Source organism: Tropicibacter sp. S64 (assembly GCF_049803835.1).
Classification (GTDB): Bacteria; Pseudomonadota; Alphaproteobacteria; order Rhodobacterales; family Rhodobacteraceae; genus Pacificoceanicola.
The window spans coordinates 46,683-67,401 of sequence record NZ_JBNAGK010000017.1 but is presented as its reverse complement, the minus strand read 5'-3'; the positions used below and the strand labels follow the sequence as shown (position 1 = coordinate 67,401).

19 protein-coding genes are annotated in these 20,719 nt (G+C 64.1%); 8 read left to right on the top strand and 11 right to left on the bottom strand.

What is annotated here, in order from left to right:
- Positions 1 to 35: 35 nt before the first annotated feature.
- Genes ACP159_RS22455 through ACP159_RS22445 form a run of 3 tightly spaced genes read right to left on the bottom strand, consistent with a single transcriptional unit; the run spans position 36 to position 3,362 of the window.
- The gene (locus tag ACP159_RS22455) at positions 36 to 893 is read right to left on the bottom strand and encodes an intradiol ring-cleavage dioxygenase (protein ID WP_425101968.1); all 858 of its coding nucleotides are present in this window, start codon (positions 891 to 893) and stop codon (positions 36 to 38) included.
- Entirely contained in the window at positions 890 to 1,993 is a 1,104-nt protein-coding gene (locus ACP159_RS22450; protein WP_425101967.1) for a maleylacetate reductase, read from the bottom strand. Before ACP159_RS22450 ends, ACP159_RS22455 begins: the two co-directional genes overlap by 4 nt.
- A gap of 1 nt (position 1,994) precedes the next feature.
- Positions 1,995 to 3,362 (bottom strand): aminotransferase class III-fold pyridoxal phosphate-dependent enzyme, encoded by a 1,368-nt coding sequence (locus tag ACP159_RS22445; RefSeq protein WP_425101966.1) that lies wholly within the window; start codon positions 3,360 to 3,362, stop codon positions 1,995 to 1,997.
- 124 nt (positions 3,363 to 3,486) lie between these two features.
- Between ACP159_RS22445 and ACP159_RS22440 the strand changes: the two genes are divergently transcribed.
- Together ACP159_RS22440 and ACP159_RS22435 are read left to right on the top strand one after the other, a co-directional pair.
- A complete protein-coding gene (locus tag ACP159_RS22440) occupies positions 3,487 to 4,560 on the top strand; it encodes an AraC family transcriptional regulator (protein WP_425101965.1) in 1,074 nt (357 codons plus the stop codon).
- Positions 4,561 to 4,632: 72 nt separating this feature from the next.
- Entirely contained in the window at positions 4,633 to 5,085 is a 453-nt protein-coding gene (locus tag ACP159_RS22435; RefSeq protein WP_425101964.1) for a MarR family winged helix-turn-helix transcriptional regulator, read from the top strand.
- Positions 5,086 to 5,234: 149 nt separating this feature from the next.
- Here the strand turns inward: ACP159_RS22435 and ACP159_RS22430 are convergent, their stop codons facing one another.
- Positions 5,235 to 6,146 carry a LysR substrate-binding domain-containing protein gene (locus ACP159_RS22430; RefSeq protein WP_425101963.1) on the bottom strand — a complete coding sequence of 304 codons (912 nt, stop codon included), beginning with the start codon at positions 6,144 to 6,146 and terminating at the stop codon, positions 5,235 to 5,237.
- A gap of 95 nt (positions 6,147 to 6,241) precedes the next feature.
- On the opposite strand from ACP159_RS22430, the gene ACP159_RS22425 reads away from it, so the two are divergent.
- The 3 genes from ACP159_RS22425 to ACP159_RS22415 all read left to right on the top strand — a co-directional run bounded on the left by ACP159_RS22425 (position 6,242) and on the right by ACP159_RS22415 (position 10,521).
- The gene (locus ACP159_RS22425) at positions 6,242 to 7,207 is read left to right on the top strand and encodes a sodium-dependent bicarbonate transport family permease (RefSeq protein WP_425101962.1); all 966 of its coding nucleotides are present in this window, start codon (positions 6,242 to 6,244) and stop codon (positions 7,205 to 7,207) included.
- A 107-nt stretch (positions 7,208 to 7,314) separates the two neighbouring features.
- On the top strand, positions 7,315 to 9,096 hold the full coding sequence (gene ggt / locus ACP159_RS22420) for a gamma-glutamyltransferase (RefSeq protein WP_425101961.1): 1,782 nt from the start codon (positions 7,315 to 7,317) through the stop codon (positions 9,094 to 9,096).
- Between the two features lie 258 nt (positions 9,097 to 9,354).
- Entirely contained in the window at positions 9,355 to 10,521 is a 1,167-nt protein-coding gene (locus ACP159_RS22415) for an acyl-CoA dehydrogenase family protein (protein WP_425101960.1), read from the top strand.
- A 50-nt stretch (positions 10,522 to 10,571) separates the two neighbouring features.
- On the opposite strand, the gene ACP159_RS22410 is transcribed toward ACP159_RS22415, so the two are convergent.
- Both ACP159_RS22410 and ACP159_RS22405 read right to left on the bottom strand, forming a co-directional pair.
- The gene (locus ACP159_RS22410; protein ID WP_425101959.1) at positions 10,572 to 11,264 is read right to left on the bottom strand and encodes a substrate-binding domain-containing protein; all 693 of its coding nucleotides are present in this window, start codon (positions 11,262 to 11,264) and stop codon (positions 10,572 to 10,574) included.
- Positions 11,261 to 11,986 (bottom strand): alpha/beta fold hydrolase, encoded by a 726-nt coding sequence (locus ACP159_RS22405; protein WP_425101958.1) that lies wholly within the window; start codon positions 11,984 to 11,986, stop codon positions 11,261 to 11,263. Before ACP159_RS22405 ends, ACP159_RS22410 begins: the two co-directional genes overlap by 4 nt.
- A 276-nt stretch (positions 11,987 to 12,262) precedes the next feature.
- Between ACP159_RS22405 and ACP159_RS22400 the strand changes: the two genes are divergently transcribed.
- The 3 genes from ACP159_RS22400 to ACP159_RS22390 all read left to right on the top strand — a co-directional run bounded on the left by ACP159_RS22400 (position 12,263) and on the right by ACP159_RS22390 (position 14,922).
- Positions 12,263 to 13,243 (top strand): tripartite tricarboxylate transporter substrate binding protein, encoded by a 981-nt coding sequence (locus ACP159_RS22400; RefSeq protein ID WP_425101957.1) that lies wholly within the window; start codon positions 12,263 to 12,265, stop codon positions 13,241 to 13,243.
- Positions 13,244 to 13,432: 189 nt separating this feature from the next.
- On the top strand, positions 13,433 to 14,137 hold the full coding sequence (locus tag ACP159_RS22395) for an alpha/beta fold hydrolase (RefSeq protein ID WP_425101956.1): 705 nt from the start codon (positions 13,433 to 13,435) through the stop codon (positions 14,135 to 14,137).
- Complete coding sequence (locus ACP159_RS22390) at positions 14,134 to 14,922, top strand: alpha/beta fold hydrolase (RefSeq protein ID WP_425101955.1); 789 nt, start codon at positions 14,134 to 14,136, stop codon at positions 14,920 to 14,922. The genes ACP159_RS22395 and ACP159_RS22390 overlap by 4 nt, the downstream gene beginning before the upstream one ends.
- Positions 14,923 to 14,967: 45 nt before the next feature.
- Here the strand turns inward: ACP159_RS22390 and ACP159_RS22385 are convergent, their stop codons facing one another.
- From ACP159_RS22385 to ACP159_RS22365, 5 genes are all read right to left on the bottom strand, one after another.
- Positions 14,968 to 16,053 carry an ABC transporter ATP-binding protein gene (locus tag ACP159_RS22385; RefSeq protein ID WP_425101954.1) on the bottom strand — a complete coding sequence of 362 codons (1,086 nt, stop codon included), beginning with the start codon at positions 16,051 to 16,053 and terminating at the stop codon, positions 14,968 to 14,970.
- Positions 16,054 to 16,057: 4 nt separating this feature from the next.
- Positions 16,058 to 16,975: a carbohydrate ABC transporter permease gene (locus ACP159_RS22380; RefSeq protein WP_425101953.1), complete on the bottom strand. Its 918-nt coding sequence runs from the start codon at positions 16,973 to 16,975 to the stop codon at positions 16,058 to 16,060.
- Positions 16,968 to 17,861, bottom strand: coding sequence for a carbohydrate ABC transporter permease (locus ACP159_RS22375; protein WP_425101952.1), 894 nt, complete (start codon positions 17,859 to 17,861; stop codon positions 16,968 to 16,970). Before ACP159_RS22375 ends, ACP159_RS22380 begins: the two co-directional genes overlap by 8 nt.
- Before the next feature lie 74 nt (positions 17,862 to 17,935).
- Complete coding sequence (locus tag ACP159_RS22370) at positions 17,936 to 19,168, bottom strand: ABC transporter substrate-binding protein (RefSeq protein WP_425101951.1); 1,233 nt, start codon at positions 19,166 to 19,168, stop codon at positions 17,936 to 17,938.
- A gap of 222 nt (positions 19,169 to 19,390) precedes the next feature.
- The gene (locus tag ACP159_RS22365; RefSeq protein ID WP_425101950.1) at positions 19,391 to 20,584 is read right to left on the bottom strand and encodes a CaiB/BaiF CoA transferase family protein; all 1,194 of its coding nucleotides are present in this window, start codon (positions 20,582 to 20,584) and stop codon (positions 19,391 to 19,393) included.
- Between the last annotated feature and the right edge of the window lie 135 nt (positions 20,585 to 20,719).

The following is a 20,719-nucleotide window of genomic DNA, read 5'->3' as shown; positions in this document are numbered from 1 at the left end:
TTATTCATTATTAATCGCGCTTTTTGCGAGGATGCCTATGCAGGTGGCAGCACAAAGTCGTAATCTGCCTGCCAAAGCGGCGTTTCGGGTCCGGCCTCCGGCCCCGCATCGGTCCGCGCGAAGTCCACGATCAGCGGGGCCTTCACCCCGAAAACCGCGTCCGAGGCGAGGTAGTCGTCCCCTGCCACGAAGGTATGTGTGATCAGACGGTCGTAACCGGGCGCGGAGACCAGAAAATGCATGTGTGCGGGGCGCCAGGGATGGCGGCCCAGGTGCCCCAGCATCTCGCCCACCGGGCCGTCATCGGGGATCGGGTAGCTCACCGGCTTGATGCCGGTAAACCAGTAGCGCCCATCCGCGCCGGTCACGAATATCCCGCGGTTGTTGTGCTGCGGCTGCGTGTCCGGTTGCTGGACGTCATAGAACCCGTCGGCGTTGTCGGACCAGACGTCCACTGTCGCGCCCGCAATCGGCCGCCCCTCAAGGTCCACGACCCGGCCCCGGAACAGGCATGGCTCCCCCACCCCGTCGAGCGAGATGTTGGCGCCCATCTTGCGCTCCGGCACACCGTCCACGTGGAACGGGCCGAAGACGGTCGAAGGCGTCGAACCCGCCGGTTTCCGGTTGTTGACCGCATCGACAAGCATCGAAACGCCCAACACGTCGGACAGCAGGATGAACTCCTGCCGCGTGTCCGAACACATCTGTCCGGTCCGGGTCAGAAAGGCGATGGCGGTTTCCCACTCGGCCTCGGTCAGTGTCACGTCCTTGACGAAGGCATGAAGGTGACGCACCAGCGATGCCATGACAGCGGCAAGCCGCGCGTCTGCGTCCGGCGATATCCGGGCATTCACGGTCTCGGCAGAGCCGGTTTCGGTAAAATAGTCGGTCATGCGCTGCTCCCTTCGCTCGATATCTCGCTGATCGGTGCGGTGCCCGCCCAGGCTCGGCCAAGCGTGGCGCGGAGGGCTCCGGCCTCCAGCGGTCTCGGGTTCGGATAACGTGCCTGCAGGGCAAGCTCGGTCGCGCGGTCGAGGCTCGCCGCGTCGAGGCCGAGCCCCGACAGGCTGGTCGGGGCGCCCAGGTCGCGGGCAAGGTGGTGCAGTCCGAGCGCCGGATCATCGCCCAGGATCGGACGAAGCGCGTCGATCACTTTCGGCACCGCGGGCGCGTTGTAGGCGAGCGCATGGGGCAGAACGACGGTATGGGTCTCGGCATGGGGCAGGCCGAAACTGCCGCCCAGCGTGTGACACAGCTTGTGGTGCAACGCCATGCCGACAGATCCGAGGCAGGTTCCGCAAAGCCATGCCCCATAAAGCGCAGCCTCGCGGCCCGCGCCCCTGTGCGGATCGGCCACGATCAGTGGCAGCGCCCCGGTCAGTGCCCGAATGCCCTCCAGCGCGAGGGCATCCATCAGGGGGTTGCCGTTCACGGCGTAAAGGGCCTCGACCGCGTGGGCGATGGCGTTGATGCCGGAGGTCACGCTCATCGCGGCGGGCAGCGTATGGGTCAGTGCCACGTCATAGATCACGACCTCCGGCCGGATCTCGGGACCCGATCGTGTTGTCTTGAGCCCGTTTTCGGTTTCGCCCAGGATCGGGGTCATCTCCGAACCGGCGTAAGTCGTTGGCAGCACCACCTGCACCACGTCCGTGCGCGCGGCCAGCGCCTTGCCCAGTCCAATGGTCGAGCCGCCACCCACGGCGACGACACCATCGGCTCCGGCGGTGGTCAAAGCGTCCAGCGCTTGGGCTGTCACATCCGTCGGCGTATGCATCGCCGCTCCGTTGAATACCCCGGCAACCACATCGCCCAGGTCCCGCGCCACGGCATCACCCAGGTCCTTCTGGAAGGGTGTGGTCAGCACAAGCACGCGGGTGATCCCCGCCGCACGCACCTCCTTCGCCAGATGCGTGCGGGTGCCGTGACCGAACAGCACCCGCGTCGGCAGCGGCTCGAACCGGAAGGGATCGCGGGGCAGCGTGCCGATCACCTTACTGCTCCGCGTCAAAGCGGGCGCAGGCTTTGGTAAGCGCCGAGACGATGATGTCGACTTCCGCCTCGCCGATGACCAGCGGCGGCGACAGGATGATGACCGATCCGGCGGGGCGCACGATGGCCCCCTCTTCCCGGGCGTAGGACGCTATTCTCTCGACCGTCCCGTTTCCCGGGTCCATGGGGGCACGCGTGGTCTTGTCGGACACGAAATCGAGGCCGACCATGAGCCCCTTGCCCCGCACCTCGCCCACGATCGAGCAGCTCTCCGCCAGCGGCTTCAGCCCGTCGAGCAGGCGTGCGCCCATCTTCGCGGCATTGCCCGGCAGATTCTCACGCTCGACGATGTCGAGACAGGCGAGCGCGGCGGCACAGGCGACCGGGTGCCCGGTCGAGGTGTAGCCATGCATGATGATGCCCTGCTCGCTGAACCCCTGATACCACGCATCCGCGACCCGCTTGCTCAGGGCCGTAGCCCCGAGCGGCACGTAACCCGAAGAAATGCCCTTGGCGAGACACATCATGTCGGGTTTCACGCCCCAACCGCGTGCGCCGAACATGGCACCGGAGCGCCCGAAACCCGTGACCACTTCGTCCGAAATCAACAGAACCTCGTATTTGTCGAGCACCGCGCGCAGCTTCGGCCAGAAGCTCGCGGGCGGTACGATCACGCCGCCCGCCCCCTGCACCGGCTCGGCGATGAAAGCCGCGACAGTCTGCCGTCCCTGCGCCTGGATGGTGCGCTCGATCTGGGTGATGACGGCCTCCGCCAGGTCCTCGGGGTCCTCGGAATAGGGATTGCGATAGGTCCAGGGGCTGTCGATCTGGAAGCACCCCCCGAGCAGCGGCTCATAGGCGTTGCGGTAGTAGGGGGCGCCGTTGACGGACAGCCCGCCGAAATGCACGCCGTGATAGCCTTGCTTGAGAGACAAGAACTTCGTGCGCGTCGGCTGACCCATCAGTTGCCAGTATTGCCGCGACAGCTTCAGCGCGGTTTCCACCGCATCCGACCCGTTGGCCGAGAACATGACCTTGGTGATCTCCTCCACGGTCGCCATCTCGCAGATCCTGGCCGACAGCTCGATCGACGGGGCGGTCGCCGTGCCGGCGAACGAGGAGTAGTAGCTGATGCGCTCCATCTGATCGACGATCGCCTGCTTCACCTCGGGCCGGTTATGGCCGACGTTCACGTTCCACAGGCCGCCCAGACCGTCGACAAGCCGATTGCCGTCGATGTCGGTGACGTAACAGCCGTCGCCACGGGTGATGATCTGCGGCGGGTTCTGCGCACTGATCATCGGATGGGTCATCGGGTGGAACTGGTGGCGCGTGTTTTCGGCGCGCAGAAAATTGTCGTTATCGAGCATGACGGTCTCCCAAGTGGCGGCGTCGTGTTGGTCGCGGCTTCCAGCGCCTTTCCAACAGGCTGGGGCCGAACGCCCTCCATTTTCCATTGCATCTCACGTCACAAATCCGATATTTTGCGACATAATGGTAAACTTACCGAAAAATTCGACGCCGGATCGCGCGGCCCCGGGGACTGCCTTCTCCGCCGTGCGGGCGTCGTTCCTTGCCGCGCTCATCACGCGATTCGAGGCGCAGGGGCGTTCGGCGCAGCCGCTTCTGAACCGGATCGGCATCTCCGCCGCGCAGCTGTCGGACCCCTATGGCGCGATCCCACTGCCGCTTTTCGTGAAATTCCTCGAAGCGGCGGCGGACATGGCGGACGATCCGGTTCTCGGTGCCCGGATCGGCGCGGGGCTGACGGCGGCGGACATGGGGCCGGTCGGACTGATCCTGTCGCTTTCGGGCAGCGTGGACCGGGGGATGAACCGGATCGCGCGCTACGTGAACGCACTGCAAAGCGGAACGCAGAGCCAATGGGTCCAGGACGGCGACCGTTTCATCTTCTCCTACCGGATCGCCGATGGCGGGATCTGGCCCCGGCGGCAGGATGCCGAGTTTTCGTTGTCCTCGACCACGCAGGTGATCCGCGACAATTTCTCGTCCCGGTTCGCACCGCTCGAAGTCCATTTCGAACACTCCGCTCCCGACGATTCCCAGACCTTGTCCCGGATGTTCCGCGCTCCGGTGCGATACCTTCAGCCGATAAACCGGCTTGTCATCGCGCAGGCCGATGCGGTGCGGGTGTTGCGTCAGGAGGATGTGGGGCTTCTCGATACGCTCGAACGGCATGTGCGCGACCTGATTGGTGCGGTGCATCCCTTGCCGGAGGGCGCTGGTGGCACTTCCGCCGCCGCCCGCGCGGTGATCAATGCGAGCCTTGGCCTGTCCACCGTCACGCTGGACCGGGTCGCCGCCGCACTTCACATCGGGCCGCGGACCCTGCAACGCAGGCTTGCCGCCGAAAGCACGAGCTTGCGCGATCTTCTGGCGGACTTGCGCCATGCGCGGGCGGCCCGGCTGCTCGCCTTGCCCGGTGCGCGGGTCGGTCAAGTGGCACAGGCGCTTGGCTACACCGATCCCACGGCTTTCTGGCGGGCATGGCAAGGCTGGACAGGCGAAACCCCGACCGAATCCCGGCGCAGAGGATTCCTTGCCTAAACGGTCAAATTCACTTTCCATTCCGGACCGTCTCGCGGATACCTTGCCGTAGACACCAAGCCGACCGGACCCATGATCGACGCAACCAACGACCCCCAGCACTTCAAGGCCGATTGGCCGTTCTACTGGATCAGCCAATTGAACGCGGCCTATGCCGATGCGCTGGAACGGCGCATCAAGCCCATCGGAATCGACATTCCGCGCTGGCGTGCGCTGATGAGCCTTTACGAAGACCAGCATCTTTCCGTGTCCGAAATCGCCGATTTCTCGGCCCAGAAGCTCAACACCACAACCAAGGTCATCCAGCGGATGATCAAGGACGGACTGGTCTCGACCCGCGTGCGCCCGACTGACGGGCGGGTTACCGAGGTCTGCCTGACCGACAAGGGCGACCGCCTGCGCAAGCTCGCGCTTGTCGAGGCGCGGGCGATCTATGACCAGACCTTCGCGGGGATCGACCCCAGGCGGGTCGCCGAGATGAACCAGCTCATGTCCGAACTGCATATGGCCTTGCGCAAGCTCTGACCGCCGGGGTACGGGCGCGGCGGTCAATCGAACCGGGGCGGAACTGTGCGGTGAATGCAAGAATAGGGCATCGCCGGTGACCGTTTGAACGCACGGCTGTTCCGGGAGCGCACAGGGTCAGACCCGCGCCGGACCGCGTGTCCTGTCGTTCAGCCGGTCACGACATTCAGCCCATGTGCCCTGGCAGCGGCGCGGAGGATCGTCACGAAGGCTGCGGCCTGACGGGCAGAGCGGTCATCCGGCGTAAGCAGGCAGATCGTGCGGTCGGCGTCGGACATGCGCAGCGGCATGACGCGGATTTCGTCACGATGGACGGCCTGGCGCCGGGCGAAAAGATCCGGCAGGATGCCGATCCCCGCGCCGGTCGCTGCCATCAGGACAATCGAGTCGAGGCTGGTGCCCTCGTAGTCGTCCGTCACGATGGCCCCGCTCTTTCCGGCGATCCCGTAAACGATGCGCGCAAGGCGGTGCCCGGTGTCCAGCGTCAGCAGACGTTGACCCGCCAGGTCGGCAGCACCGACATGGCCGCGCCCGGCAAGCGGATGATCCTGCGCGACGGCGACCCACAGGGGTTCGACAAAGAGCGGATGTTGCAGGCTGTTCGGGTGGTCTTCGGGCGTTGAAATGACCGCGTCGAACCGACCATTCCGCAAGCCCTCATCGAGGCTGAGCGTGTTTTCCTCGCGCACGATGACGCGCAGCTCCGGCTGCGTCTCGTGCAGGACCTTCATGGCCTGCGGCAGGAGGTAGGGCCCGATGGAGGGCAACACCCCCAGCCTGAGGCGGCCGCCGAACGGCAGGTCCGACAGCATGGCGGTTCGCAGGCTCTCCACTTCCGACAGGATGCGGCGGGCGCGGGTGACGAACTCCAACCCGCGCGCGGTGGTGCGGACACCGGTTCTGCTGCGCTCGAACAGTCGGACGCCGAGGTCGGCCTCGACGGTTGCCAACTGGGTCGACAGGCTGGGCTGGCTGACGTTCAGCTTCGCGGCGGCAAGGCTGAAACTGCCAAGCTGGTGGACCGTGACGATGTACTCCATCTGGCGCAATGTCGGTCGCATCCATAATTCCATACTATCTGTCAGACCAGTTATTTGTATTTACACTATGCAAGGAAGTCGGGCAACAGGCGTGAAACTGTTCCGGAGTTTCAATCATGCACATCTTCGATAGCCTCGTGGGCAACCTCATGGTGCCAACGATCCTGTTCTTTGTCCTTGGCCTTCTGGCGGCCGCGGTGCGCAGCGACCTTTCGATCCCGGAAGGCGCGGCAAAGATCCTGTCGCTCTACCTGCTGCTGGCAATCGGCTTCAAGGGCGGCCACAGCCTCGCTGCGAACGGCCTTGGCGCGGATGTCTTTTCCGCACTGGCGGCAGGCCTGCTTCTGTCCTTCGCCATCCCCTTCATCGCCTACGCGCTGCTTCGCGCCATGACACGTCTGAACGCGCTTAACGCGGCAGCCGTGGCCGGGCACTACGGCTCGATTTCCATCGTGACCTTCGTGGCGGCGTCGAGCCTGCTGGACTTGGCAGGGTTCGCCTCCGACGGCTTCATGGTCGCGGTTGCGGCGATGATGGAGGTGCCCGCGATCCTTTCCGCTCTGTGGATCGCGCAACGTACCGCAACGCCTGGCGGCGCGGGCCGGGTGCCGATGCGTGAGCTTTTTGCCAATGGATCCATCGTGCTGTTGACCGGGGCCTTCGTGATCGGAGCCCTGACGCAGGACAAGGGAATGGAGATGATCGCCCCATTCGTGGTGACACCCTTCACCGGCATCCTCTGCCTGTTCCTTCTGGACATGGGACTGGCGGCAGGACGCAGCCTGTTGCGCAACCGGCACCTGTTGAGTGCGGGAATGTTCGCCTTCGGCCTCTTGATGCCGGTGATCGGGGCCATGCTTGCCATGGGTCTGGGCGCGGTCGTCGGGTTGCAGACCGGCAGCCTGTTCCTGCTGATGGTCCTGGCGGCCTCGGCATCCTACATCGCCGTCCCCGCGGCGATGAAGATCGCTCTGCCGCAGGCCGAAGCCGGCATCTACCTGACCCTGTCGCTTGGCGTGACCTTCCCGTTCAACATCACGGTGGGCCTGCCGCTGTACCTGTGGCTCGCCGGGCTGGTGTGACGGTCCTGGCGGAGGAGCACGGGCCGTCCGGCAATTACGGGTTTCACCGATTGGCACTCCATGGTTGAGTGTCCGAACAAGAACACCTCACCAAGGGGAGAAAGACCATGCGAATCCTGACAATCCTGCTGTTTGCGACCAGCCTATCCGGCGCCGCGCTGGCGCAGCAGGCCGCCGATTCCGTCGCGCCCGAAGCCGCAACCTCGAACGATCTGGCCGCGATTTCACCAGAAGTGGCCGCCGCGCTGGCCGCGAAAGCAGACGGCCGCCCCGTCGAGGCCAGCCAGTGGATGGTGGCAGCCGCCAATCCCCACGCCGTCGCCGCAGGCGCCGAGATACTGCGCACCGGCGGCACCGCGGCAGATGCCATGGTTGCCGTGCAGACCGTTCTCGGCTTGGTCGAACCGCAAAGTTCGGGGCTTGGCGGCGGCGCCTTCCTTGTCTGGCACGACGGCGAGACCGGCGAGATCACCACGCTGGACGGGCGCGAAACTGCGCCGCTGGCCGCCACGCCGCGCCTGTTCCAGACCGACGATGGCGAGCCCATGGGCTTCTTCGATGCGGTGGTGGGCGGGCGATCCGTCGGTGTGCCCGGAACGCCGATGCTGATGCATCGTGCACATGAAAAGTGGGGGAAGTCCGAATGGGCCGGCCTCTTCGACGCTGCCATCGGACTGGCCGAAGAGGGTTTCGCGGTGTCGCCGCGCCTTGCCGGTCTGATCGCCGAAGATGGCGAACGGCTGGCCCGCTTCGACGCCACGGCGGCCTATTTCCTGCCCGGTGGTCAGCCGTTGGCCGAGGGCGCGACGCTGTCAAATCCGGACTACGCTGCCGTGCTGAAACGCCTTGCGGCGGAGGGACCGGAGGCCTTCTACACCGGCGAGATCGCGCAGGCGATTGTCGATACCGTCAAGGCGGTCGAGGGCAACGCGGGAGTCATGGAGACCGCTGACCTTGCGCTGTATGATGTTGTCGAACGGCCCGCCGTCTGCGCCGACTTCCGCGGCTACGAGGTCTGTGGCATGGGGCCGCCCTCCTCGGGTGCGCTGACCGTCGGGCAGATCCTCGGCATGATGAACGCACTGGAGCCGGGCGCGCAGGACGATCCCGAGACGTGGCGCGTGATCGGCGATGCCTCGCGCCTCGCCTTTGCCGATCGCGGCCGCTACATGGCCGACAGCGACTATGTGCCGATGCCGACCGACGGGCTGGTCGATCCCGCCTATCTCGCGGATCGGGCCGAATTGCTTAAAGGCGACGACGCGTTGCCAGAAGTCAGCCCCGGCAATCCGGAATGGGATCACGCGCAACTGTGGGCCGATGACGAAAGCCTCGAACTGCCGTCGACCTCGCACATCTCGATTGTCGACCAATACGGCAACGCGCTCTCGATGACGACGACCATCGAAAACGGCTTTGGCTCGCGGCTGATGACCCACGGTTTTCTGCTGAACAACGAACTGACGGACTTCTCGTTCCGCTCCCATGCGGACGGTGTGCCCATCGCCAACCGTGTCGAGCCGGGAAAGCGGCCCCGGTCCTCCATGTCCCCCACCATCGTGCGCCGGGACGGCAAGCCGATGCTGGTGATCGGCTCGCCCGGCGGCTCGCGCATCATCGGCTATGTTGCGCAGGCCATCGTGGCGCATGTCGACTGGGGCATGGATGTTCAGCAGGCGGTGGCGATGCCCCATGCGGTCAACCGCTTCGGCACCTACGACCTCGAAGCCGGTACTCCCATGGCCGATATGGCGGGCCCGCTGGAGGGCATGGGGTACAAGGTCAACGTCGGGGATCTGAACTCCGGCCTTCATGCCATTGCGATCACCCCGGACGGACTGCAAGGGGCTGCCGATCCGCGGCGGGAGGGCATTGCGCTCGGCGAATAGCCCGCCCTGCAAGCGCTGGAAGAGATCACGGACCGTTCCCGGGGCGCACAGCCCCGGGTTTGTCGGAGGCCGCGACGCGGGCCGGGACGGAAGACTACCCCGACTGCCGAGGCGGGTCACTCTGGCGATCTGTCCGGCTATCGGCCTTCCACCGGCGCATGCACAAGTTTTTGTTTCGCAACGCTGACTCTTGGTCAGTCCTGATCCTCCCGGACCTGCGCTAGATTGGCGACCATCACATAGGGAGGGTTTCACCGGATGGACTTCAATCTGAACGCGGAACAGCGGGCGTTCCACGAAACGGTCAGCCGCTTTGCGCAAACAGAGCTGGCGCCGGGAGCGGCGGAACGCGCCGCGTCGGATAACTATCCGTGGGACGTGGCCGAGCGGCTCGCGGACATCGGCCTGTTGGGGCTGCTCTTCGACGAGGCGGACGGCGGCGCCGGCGGGTCGCTTGTCGAAGCCATTATCGCCCTGCAAGCGGTGGCCGAAGTCTGCCCGAAATCAGGAGACGTGGTCCAAGCCGCCAACTTCGGCCCGGTCAGGACCTTTGTCGAATACGCGACGCCGGAGCAGAAAGCGCTCTATCTGCCGGGCATCTTGGCGGGCAAGACACTGATATCCTTGGGGATGTCCGAGCCCGGCGCAGGGTCTGCCGTCACAGAGCTGACGACACGGGCGGTTCAGGACGGGGATGACTACGTCATCAACGGCACCAAGATTTTCGGCACGCACAGCGGTCTTGCCGATCTGTTCCTGGTCTATGTCCGCTTCGGACCCGGCACCGGCGGCATCGGATCGGTTCTGATCGAGCGCGGCACGCCGGGCTTCGAGGTTGGCAAACCCTCCACCTTCATGAACGGCGAGGACTGGTGCCAGCTCTATTTCGACGACGTGCGCATTCCCAAGGAAAACGTCCTTCTGGGCGAAGGCGGCTTCAAGAAACAGATCGCGGGGTTCAACGTCGAACGGCTTGGCAACGCCGCGCGGGCTGTGGCCGTGGGGCGGCATGCCTTCAACCTCGCGCGGGAGCACGCCCTGACGCGCAAGCAGTTCGGGCGGCCGCTCTGCGAGTTCCAGGGCCTGCAATGGAAATTCGCCGAGATGGCTTTGAAACTGGAGTCGGCGCAGCTGCTGCTGATGCGGGCCGCGGTGAACGCAGGCGATGGATTGCCTTCCGCGCATGAAACGGCGCTGGCCAAGCTGGCCTGCAACGAGGCGGGTTACTTTGCAGCGAACGAAGCCGTGCAGATCCTCGGCGGACTGGGTTTTTCCAGCGAAAGCACGGCGCAATACTGCCTGCGCCGGACACGGGGCTGGATGATCGCGGGCGGCTCGGTCGAGATCATGAAGAACCGCATCGCCGAGGGGATCTTCGAGCGCCGTTTCGACCAGCGCGCCCCCCGGGCCAGCGCGGCGGAATAGCCGGGCACAAACCCTGCCGGGATTTCGCGTCCTGGCAGGGGCTTTTGCCGTCAGGTGGCCGGAGTCAAGCCATGCGCTATCAGGATGTCCCGCGCCCGCGTCGACCGCAGGTGTTCGGCCAGTGCATCGGCGGCGGTGTGCTGGCCATCCGCGCCCTGAACCAGGGCAAGCCAGGTGTCGTTTCGGGCCAGATCCGGAAGGTCGTCAGTCACGGTGATCCCGCCCACCTCCAGAAGCTCTGCTTTCTGTTGGAACCCGAGCGCGACCAGCCCTTCAGCCACGGCCTGTCCGACAGGGCGGTCCGTGATCGTCCGCAGCTTGGCCGACAGGGCCTCGCCCAGCCCCGAGCGTGGCACCAGGCGGTCACGGAAAAACGCGCCGCTTCCTGCCGCCGACAGGCCGATGGTGGCCGCGTCCGACAGCGTCTGCCACAGGCCCGCCTCAGTCGACAGGTCCGGGACTGCGGCCCCTTCCGATACACAAAAGGCGACGGTCGAGGCAAAGACGGGCACCGGAGCACCGCTCAACCGCCCTGCCGCGATCTCCTTGTCCACCAGGGCCACCGGAAGGATGACGAGGTCGAAGCGCTCGCCGGCTTCCAACCGGCTTGTGATGCTGTTCGGCGCGGGACCGGTGGCAGGGCCGAAGGTAAATGTCACCAGCCCCGGCTCCATGTCCTGCGCCAGAAGGTTCAGCGCCGACGCAAAGGCCGCCGGAGCCAGAATGGTGATCGGCTGGCTCACAGCATGTCCTCGAGCATGGCAACCACGCTGTCCGGATCGTCGATCATCGGATCGTGTCCACAGTTCTCCATGACGATGGTTTTCCAGCTCGCGTCGGCCTGGCACCGGTCCAGCGCCGCGTCGAACCGCGGTTGCGGAAACAGCGGTGCCCGGACATAGAGTTTCTTTGCCACGCGGTCGCGGGCGCCGGTGAGCTCGAGGGCCTGAAGGGACACGCCGATGGGCTGCGGGGTGATCCTGGTATCGACCCAGGCCGCATCCGCTTCGGACTGGATGCGCAGCGCCTTCGAATTCGGTCCCGGGCGTGAGACTTCCCCCTTGGCCTGTGCCTCTTCGAAGGCGGCGGTCTGCTGCTTGTTCAGAAAGTCCACGCCGCGCTGGCCGTCATCCGGCAGGAAGGCGTCAAGGTAGACAATCCCGGAAACCCGGTCTTCGACATGCTCCATCGCACCGCTCACGACCCACCCGGCGTAGGAATGGCCAACCAGAACCGCGTCGCTGAGATCTTCCCATCTGAAGACGTTAACCACGTCGTCGATATGGGTCTGCAGCGTGATGTCACCGCTCATCAGGTGCGAGCGTTCGCCCAGTCCGGTCAGCGTGGGCGTGAACACCCGATGTCCCCGGGCGTGCAACTGGTCCCTGACCTTTTTCCACATCCACCCACCGTGACCTGCCCCATGGACAAGAACAAAAGCGCGACCTTCCTTACCGGATTGCATATCGGTTCTCCCAGTTCGTTGTGTTGAGCCGTTCATCGGCAGCGCAGTATCGAAGGCATCAATCTTTGAAGAAGATGCAACATTCATGCAGCCAATTACGTCACGAACATTATGGAATGCAGGGCCGTGTATAGCAACGGAACATGAGAATTTCTGCCGAAAGTATCCATGTCACCAGCTCTAACCAATTGTATACTACAAAGTGCTTCGTTTTCGATTGAGCCTGTGACTGCACTCAATGTGAAATTGTATGCATTAATGTCAGGGGGAAGATCAATGAGACTACAATCTTTTTTGCGCGGCACTTGCGTTGCTGCAGGCGTCGTCGTCATCGCTACCACGTCAGGCGCCGAGGACGCTACCAGCTGGCCGAGCAAGACCATCGAAATCGTCATTCCGAACGGTCCGGGTGGGCCTACCGACATCCTCGCGCGCAACCTTGCCCGCGCCGCCGAGCCGGTGTTCGGCCAGGAGGTCGTCGTGATCAACAAGCCGGGCGGCGGCGGGGCGACCCAGATGACCATCGTCAAGGCAGCGGAACCTGATGGCTACACGCTGGGCGTCAACACGCTGACCCAGTTCACCGCGATGAAGACCAGCCTGGCCGGTGTGTTTTCCGTCGACGATTTCGACTGGATCGCCATGCTGCAACAAGACAGCTACATGCTGTTCGTATCCGCGGAGAGCCCGTACCAGTCCTTCGACGATTTCGTCGTCGCCATGAAAGCCTCCGGTTCCGTGCCGAACGTGGGTGGCTTCGGGTCTATCGGCTCGGTCTCGAACGTGGCGTCGGAACTGGCCACCAATGCCGCCGGGATCGACATCAACTGGGTCGGGTACAACAACACGGCGGACACCATCGCCAACGTGCTGGGAGGCCATGTGGATGTCGGATCGGCCAATGCCGGCTCGCTGCGCGAATTCGTCGAGGCAGGCCGTGTCCGGGTGATCGGCGTGTTGTCAGACCAGCGCAACCCCGCCCTGCCCGATGCGCCGACCTACACCGAACTGGGCTATGAGGTGGACACCGACTGGCAGCAGATCCGCGGCCTCGTCGCCCCGGCGGGCGTTCCGGACGAGATCAAGCAGAAACTGGCGGCGGGCTTGCAGGAAGCGGTGAATTCCCCGGAATTCAAGGAGTACGAGGCATTGTCCGGGGTTGTTCCGCGTTTCCTTGGGCCGGACGAGTACGAGGTCTTCGCCCGGAAACTCGACGCGCTTGCGGTCAAGGGCCTCGAAGCCGCCGGGATCAAGTGATCTGACCTGACATCCCTTCGGTCGGGTGAGGCTTTGCCACGCCCGCCCCCCGCCCCCGGTGCTCCTCCCGCGCCGGGGGCCTTTGTGTTGGGTCTGTACTAACCTTTGATCGGGTTCTGATCGGATCGGAGCACTGATAGCATCGGGGCCGAAACCTCGATTGACGCTTTGAGAAGATTGGAATTCCCGATGGTCACGCTTGTCACCATTCCCGGTATCATGTCGGACGCCCGCACTTGGGCCCCTGTCGCCGAAACGCTGCGCCCGCATGTGGACGGGGTTCATGTCGCGGACACGACCATTGACGCGACACTGGAGCAAATGGCCAGTCGCGCTCTGGCCACGACAACCGGCGACCTGTTCGTGATCGCGCATTCCATGGGCGGGCGCGTGGCGATGGAGATGGGGCGGCAGGCCCCTGACCGGATCAAGGCGATGATCCTCTCAAGCACCAGCGCCGAAGGCCCCGGACCGAACGAGCTGGACCATCGGCAATCGCGCATCGACGCGGCCAATGCGGATATGACCCGCTATGCGCAGACTTGGGCGCCAAAGGTCGTGTCCAAGGCGGGCGCACGGGATGACACCCTTGTGGCGGGCATCCGCCAGATGGTCATCGACTGCGGTCCCGAAGTGCACGAACGGCAGAACCTCGCGCTGCTGCACCGCCCCGACGCGACAGCCTATATCGGCGCATTTCCCTTTCCGGTGCTGCTGATCACCGGCGATGAAGACCACCTGTCCACCAGGGCGGTGCATGACGCCATCGCGGAGCATATCCCCGACGCGACATCCGTGGTGATTGACGGAGCGGGTCACCTTCTGCCTTTCGAACAGCCCGAGGCGGTCGGCCGGACGGTACAGGACTGGCTGCAAGCACGGTCCTTGATTTGAACACGGTCCCCCCAACGACTCTGGCCTACGAGGCGGCGCCCGACACCGGGTTGCCGCCTCTGCTCATGGTGCATGGGCTGCTGGTCAACCGCGACATCTGGCAGCCGAACCTTGCCCTCGCCGGGCAGTTCAGGCTGATCCGGGTCGATCTGCCCGGACACGGCCAAAGCCCCGCACCGCAGCTGCCCGAGCAGGCGCACCCCGACAGGATCATCACGGCGCTCGACCAGATACGGGTGACGCTCGGCATCCCGCGCTGGCATCTGTGCGGCCAGAGTTTTGGCGCCGGGGTCGTACTGGGCTATGCGCTCGCCTATCCCGAAGCCTGCACCGGGGTTGTCTTTACGAATGCGAATGCGGCGCTGCGCGCGATCGAGAGCGAGGCGCAGCTCGAAGCCCGGCGCAGTCTTGTCGCAAAGATCCGGGAGGGGGGCACGGACATGTTGCGCCAGTTGCCCTATCATCCGGCCAACGCCCGACGCTTTCCGCCGGACCTGCGCCAGAGGCTCTCGGAGAGTGCCGACAGGGTGGCCCCGGAGAGTCTTGCGGTCCTGATGCAGGAGGCGCTGCCACGTCTGTCGCTGCGCGACCGGCTGGGCGATTTGTCTGTACCGACACTGTTGGTCAACGGATCATACGAACGGAAATTCCAGCCTTTGCGCAGCTGGCTGGAAACGGCGCATTCCGGGATCGCGATTGCCGATCTGCCCGGTGGTCATTCGGTCAATGTCGACTGTCCCGAGGCCTTCAACGCGGCGGTTGCCGGCTTTCTGCCCGGGACATGAAGGAAACCGGCACCGCGGGACGGCGCCGGTCTCTTTTGCCTGGCGTCAGATGCGCAGTTCTTCGACCTTGTCGAAGATCGACGCCCGTGCCGGATCGAAGCCGATCCGGATCGTGTCACCCGGCGCGACGCTCATCTGTCCATCCACGCGGAACCGCAAGGGCGCACCGCCCAGCGTCGACCAGATCAAGGTTTCCGCGCCCATCGGTTCGGCGAGTTCTGCGGTCACTTCGAACTGGGCCGGCGCGGCATCGACCAGATCGCCGGTGACGATATGCTCCGGCCGGATGCCGAACCAGACATTGCCGTTCACGCCGGGACGGATGAATTTGTAACCCGTCAGCGCCACCGGCTTGCCTGCGACGGTGACCTGCGGTCCACCCGCCGTCGTCAGGACCGTGTCGAAGAAGTTCATCGACGGCGAGCCGATGAAATCCGCGACGTACTTGTTGGCGGGCTTGTTGTAGATCACGTCCGGGGTGTCCAGCTGCATGACAACGCCGCCCTTCATGATCGCGATCCGGTCCGCCAGCGTCATGGCTTCGACCTGATCGTGGGTCACGTAGATCATCGTGTTCTTCAAGCGCTGGTGCAGACGCTTGATCTCGACCCGCAAGTCGGCGCGCAACTTTGCATCCAGGTTCGAGAGCGGCTCGTCGAAGAGGAACACGTCGACATCGCGCACCAATGCGCGGCCAATGGCAACCCGCTGGCGCTGGCCGCCGGAGAGTGCAGCGGGCTTGCGCTTCAGCAGGGCTTCGATCTGAAGCACTTCTGCGGCGCGGGCCACGCGGCGGCTGATCTCGTCCTTGGGCATCTTCGCGTTCCTGAGACCGAAGGTCAGGTTCCCCTCCACCGTCATCTGCGGATAGAGCGCGTAGGACTGGAAAACCATGCCGATGCCACGGTCCGAGGGCTCGGCCCAGGTCACGTTATTCCCGTTGATGTGGATCGACCCTTCGGTCGGCTCCAGAAGCCCCGCGATGCAGTTGAGCAGCGTGGATTTGCCACAGCCCGAACTGCCGAGCAGCACGAGGAACTCGCCCTGCCCGATGTCGAGATTGAGATCGCGCAGGACCGACACGGAGCCGAAGTCGAGCTTGAGGTTCTGGATCGAAACGCTTGGCTGCATGACGTTATCCTTTCACGGCGCCGGCTGCGATGCCGCGCACGAAGAGCTTGCCAGAGAGAAAGTAGATGGTGAGAGGAACAACCCCGGACAGCAGCGTCGCCGCCATGTTGACGTTGTATTCCTTCACGCCGGTGACCGAGTTGACGATGTTGTTCAGCTGAACCGTCATCGGGTAGTTTTCGGGCCGCGTGTAGATGACGCCGAACAGGAAGTCGTTCCAGATCGCGGTGGTTTGCAGGATCACGGCCACGACAAAGATCGGCACCGCCATGGGCAACATGATCTTGAAATAGATGGTCCAGAACCGGGCACCATCGACGCGGGCGGCCTTGAACAACTCTTCAGGCACCGAGGAGAAGTAGTTGCGGAACAGCAGCGTCAGGATCGGCATGCCGAAGACCGTATGCACCAGCACCAGACCGCCGAGATTTCCGTAGAGGCCGATTTCCCGCAGCAGCACGACGATGGGGTAGATCATCACCTGATAGGGAATGAAGGCGCCTATGATCAGGATCGTGAAGAAGACATTCGCCCCCTTGAACCGCCACATCGACAGCGCATAGCCGTTGACCGAAGCCACGGCGATCGAGAAAAAGACCGAGGGCACCGTGATCTTGACCGAGTTCCAGAAGCCGCGCGACAGGCCGTCACAATTCAGGCCGGTGCAGACCGTGGCCCAGGCCTTGGCCCAGGGTTCGAATGTGATCTCCACCGGCGGGGCAAAGATGTTGCCGGTGCGGATTTCGGCCAACCCCTTCAGCGAGGTCATCAGCATCACGTAGAAGGGCAGCAGGTAATAGATCGCCAGCACGAACAGGACGCTATAGATCATGATGTTCTTGCGGCTGAAAGCCCTGCGGGGTTTCGGCCCGGAGGCATGCGCCGGGCTGGGCCGCCGCATGTTGGTGGTGACGTCAGCCATGTTTCTTGCCTCCGAATTCCAGGTAGGCCCAGGGAATGATGATGAAGATCACGGCCACCAGCATCATGGTCGACGCGGCAAAGCCCTGGGCCAGGTTCTGCGAGACGAACATCATGTCGAAAACGAATTTGGCGGGCACTTCGGACGCAAGGCCGGGGCCGCCGCCGGTCTGAGCGATGACAAGGTCATAGAGCTTGATGATGCCGGAGGTGACCAGAACCAGCGTCGTGATGAACACCGGGCGCATCATCGGGATCACCACGACGATGTAGGTTTTCCAGGCGGGGATGCCGTCGATCTTGGTGGCTTTCCAGACATCCTCGTCGATGCCCCGCAGCCCGGCCAGCATCAGGCACATCACCAATCCGCTGGTGTGCCAAAGACCGGCGATCAGCACACCGTAAAGCACCGTGTCCGGGTTGTAGAGCGGATCGAAGCTGAAGCTTTCGAAGCCGAGGTTGCGCACCGCGTTCTGGATGCCGAACTCGGGGTTCAGCAGCCACTGCCAAACAAGGCCGGTGACGATGAAGCTCAGCGCGTATGGGTAGAGGAAGATCGTGCGAAAGCCGTCTTCGAAGCGGATCTTCTGGTCGATCAGCGCCGCGAGCAGGAAACCGACGACAAGCGCGAGGAGCAGCATGAGGATGCCGTAGATCGCTAGGTTCTCGATCGAGATGACCCAGCGCCGGGTGTCCCAGAGGCGTTCGTACTGATCGAGACCGACCCATTTGGCACTGGGCAGCAGGCGCGAATTGGTGAAGGAATAGACGATTGTCCAGACAGAGCAGCCGACAAAGACCACAAGCGCCGTCAGCACCATCGGGATGGCGGCAATCTTGGCACTCAGGTTTTTGAATAGCGCTGCCGGTTTGCCGCTTTGCGACATTGCAACTCTCCGATGATGTTGGGGAAGGGGACAGGGTGGCGCGGACCTGCGGGAAACGGTCCGCGCCGGATCGCTCAGTCCGCCGAAGCGATGATTTCGGCGAATTCTTCCTGTGCTTTCTCGGCTGTGAAGCCCGGGTCGGCAAAGAATTCGACCACAAGGTCCGTCACGCGGCCAACGGTATCCGGCGACACCAGGGTGTTGACGCTTTCCACGATGTGGCCGGATTTGAGGATCTCCATGCCCTTTTCCATGCAGGGGGTCGGATTGCTCAGCTCGATGTCGCGGCGCACCGGAAGCGCACCCTTGGCCGCGGTGAAATCAACCTGCGTTTTCGGCGAAACGATCACGCTGGCCAGCTTGTCCTGCGCGGCGGTGATGTCCGGGTCGTCGACCTTGGGGAAATAGAAGGCGTCGCCCGCCGCGGTGATGTATTCATGCACGCCAAGCCCCGGGAGGCAGGAAAAGTCTTCGCCTGCCTTCAGACCGGCCTGCATGAATTCCCCCTGAACCCAGTCACCCATGATCTGGCCACCGGCCCGACCGTCGACGACCAGCAGCGCGGCCTCGTTCCAGGCCTGTACGTTCGAGCCGTTCATCAGATCGCGGGCTTCGGCAGCCGCCTTGAAGACCTTGGCGACGTCTTCGCCCGCCGCATACTCCGCGTCGAGTTCGCCGTAGACCTTTTCGAACAGCTCCGGCCCGCCGATCGACACCATCAGCACGTTGAACATCAGCTGGATCTGCCAGGCCTGCTGACCCTGCGCCAACGGGATGATGCCTTTTTCACGCAGCGCCGGTGCGGCGGCGACGAAGTCGTCCCAGGTCTGCGGCACGGCCAGCCCGTTGTCCGTGAACACGGCGTTGTTCAGCCACAGCCACTGTTGCGAGTGGATGTTGGACGGCACGCAGTACAGCTTGCCCTCGAAGGTGCAGCTGTCCAGCAGCGATTGCGGGAAGATCTGCTCTTTCCAGCCCTGTGCCTCGGCGATCTCGGTCACGTCGCGCATGAAGCCCGCCTCGATCAGTTCGCGCATGGCCGAGCTGTGGGTGAACTGGGTGGCGCCCATCGGGTCGCCGCCGGTGATCCGGCTGGTAATCAGCGGACGGGCCACGCCGCCTGCGCCCGCGATGGCCCCGTCGATCCAGGTGTTGCCGCTTTCCTGGAACGCGTCTGCGATCACGCGGATCGCGGCGGCCTCGGCTCCGGAGGTCCACCAATGGGTGACTTCCAGATCGGCGGCCAGCACCGGCTGAACGGTAGTGGTCATCAGCGCGCCCAGTGCGGCGGTTTTGAATTTCGTCATGGTCTTCTCCTCTGTCAATTCTGTTGTCTTGCGGGCTTGCGCCCGGTCCGAAGGCTGACTCCGCGCGCTTGCGGGCTGCGTCCAAATGTCTTTTCGTGGGGGTTTCGGTCAACGCACGGGAGATTTGCCGCGCCAAAACATTCTGTATTAGCCATTGGTAACGCTAACAAATTCGCGCCCGCCAGAGCACGGGACGCGGCCTTGAAGCGGCATTTTTGGCGTCTATCCGGCGATGATCCCCGCGGTCCGGAGCTGGTCGATCTCGGCGTCGCTGTAGCCAAGCCCGGAGAGCACGGTCTGTGTCTGCGCCCCGAGCCGCTGCGGCGGAAGGTCGATGGAGGGGCCATGCTCCTGCATGCGGAACCCCGCCAGCGTCGTGGTCATACCCTCGACCGTCCCGACCTCGCCGCCAAAGCTGTGCAGCACGGGCCGCGCCTGCACCTGTGGATCGGCCAAGGCCTCGTCGAGCGTCCGGATGCGGGCGCAGGGGATACCTTCGGATTGCAAGAGGTCTTCCCAGTCAGCCGCCCGGCGCATCCGGAAGGCGGCAGCCAGCGCCGCGCTCTCCTCGGCATGCGCATCCAGCCGCGTGTTGTTGTCCTCTTTGACCATGTCCTCGCGCCCCAGCAGACGCCACAACTTGGCCTGCTGCTTCAGGTTCGAGGCCGAGACCATCATCGGCGCGTCACTGGCGTGATACATGCCGATCGTCGCAAACGGATAGCTGTTGCCCTTGGGCTTCGGCACTTTGCCGTTCCAGAAGTAGGAGGCCACATGCGAGGTGGCGAACATCATGGCCACGTCGAGCATCGAGACGTCGACGAAGTTCCCGGCCCCGCCGTTGCGTGCCCGTTGCAGGAGCGCCGCCGCGATTGCGTAGGCCGTGGTCGTGCCCGCCGCGTAATCCATGATCGGCGCACCGCATTTGAAAGGTTTCTCCGGACTGTCCCCGGTCATTGCCATGAAGCCTGAAAAGGCCTGGATGATATTGTCATAGCCCCGCAATTCCCGCCTTGGCCCGGTCGCGCCAAAAGCCGAGAGCGAGCAGTAGATCAGCCCCGGGTTGCGCCGCCGCAGGTCCTCGTACCCCAGCCCCAGTGCCTCGAACGCGCCGGGCCGGTAGTTCTCGATGAACACGTCCGCCGTATCGAGCAGCCGCAGCATCACCTCCTTGCCCTCGGGCGTCTTGAGGTCGATGGCCACCGACGATTTGTTGGCCGCCTGCCCCAGAAAGGCCGTGCCCATGCCGATGCCATTCATCGCGCGGTCCGGTCCTTGCGACCGGGCCTGATCGGGGTCGTTCGGGTCCTCGACCTTGATGACCTCGGCCCCCAACGTGGCCAGCTGGAACGCCGCGAACGGCCCGGCAAGCACATGCGTCGTGTCGATTACCCTGTAATTCTGAAAAGCCTTCATCTCGGTCAACTCTGTCCTTTTCCGCGGGAGCAGGCAGCAGATGCGGGCAGCCCTGGGCGGAGCAATGTGGGTCTGCCCGGTATTGAAGGGCCGGACAGTGCCGCAAGCAACGCCGTTTGGTTTCCGAAAAGTTTG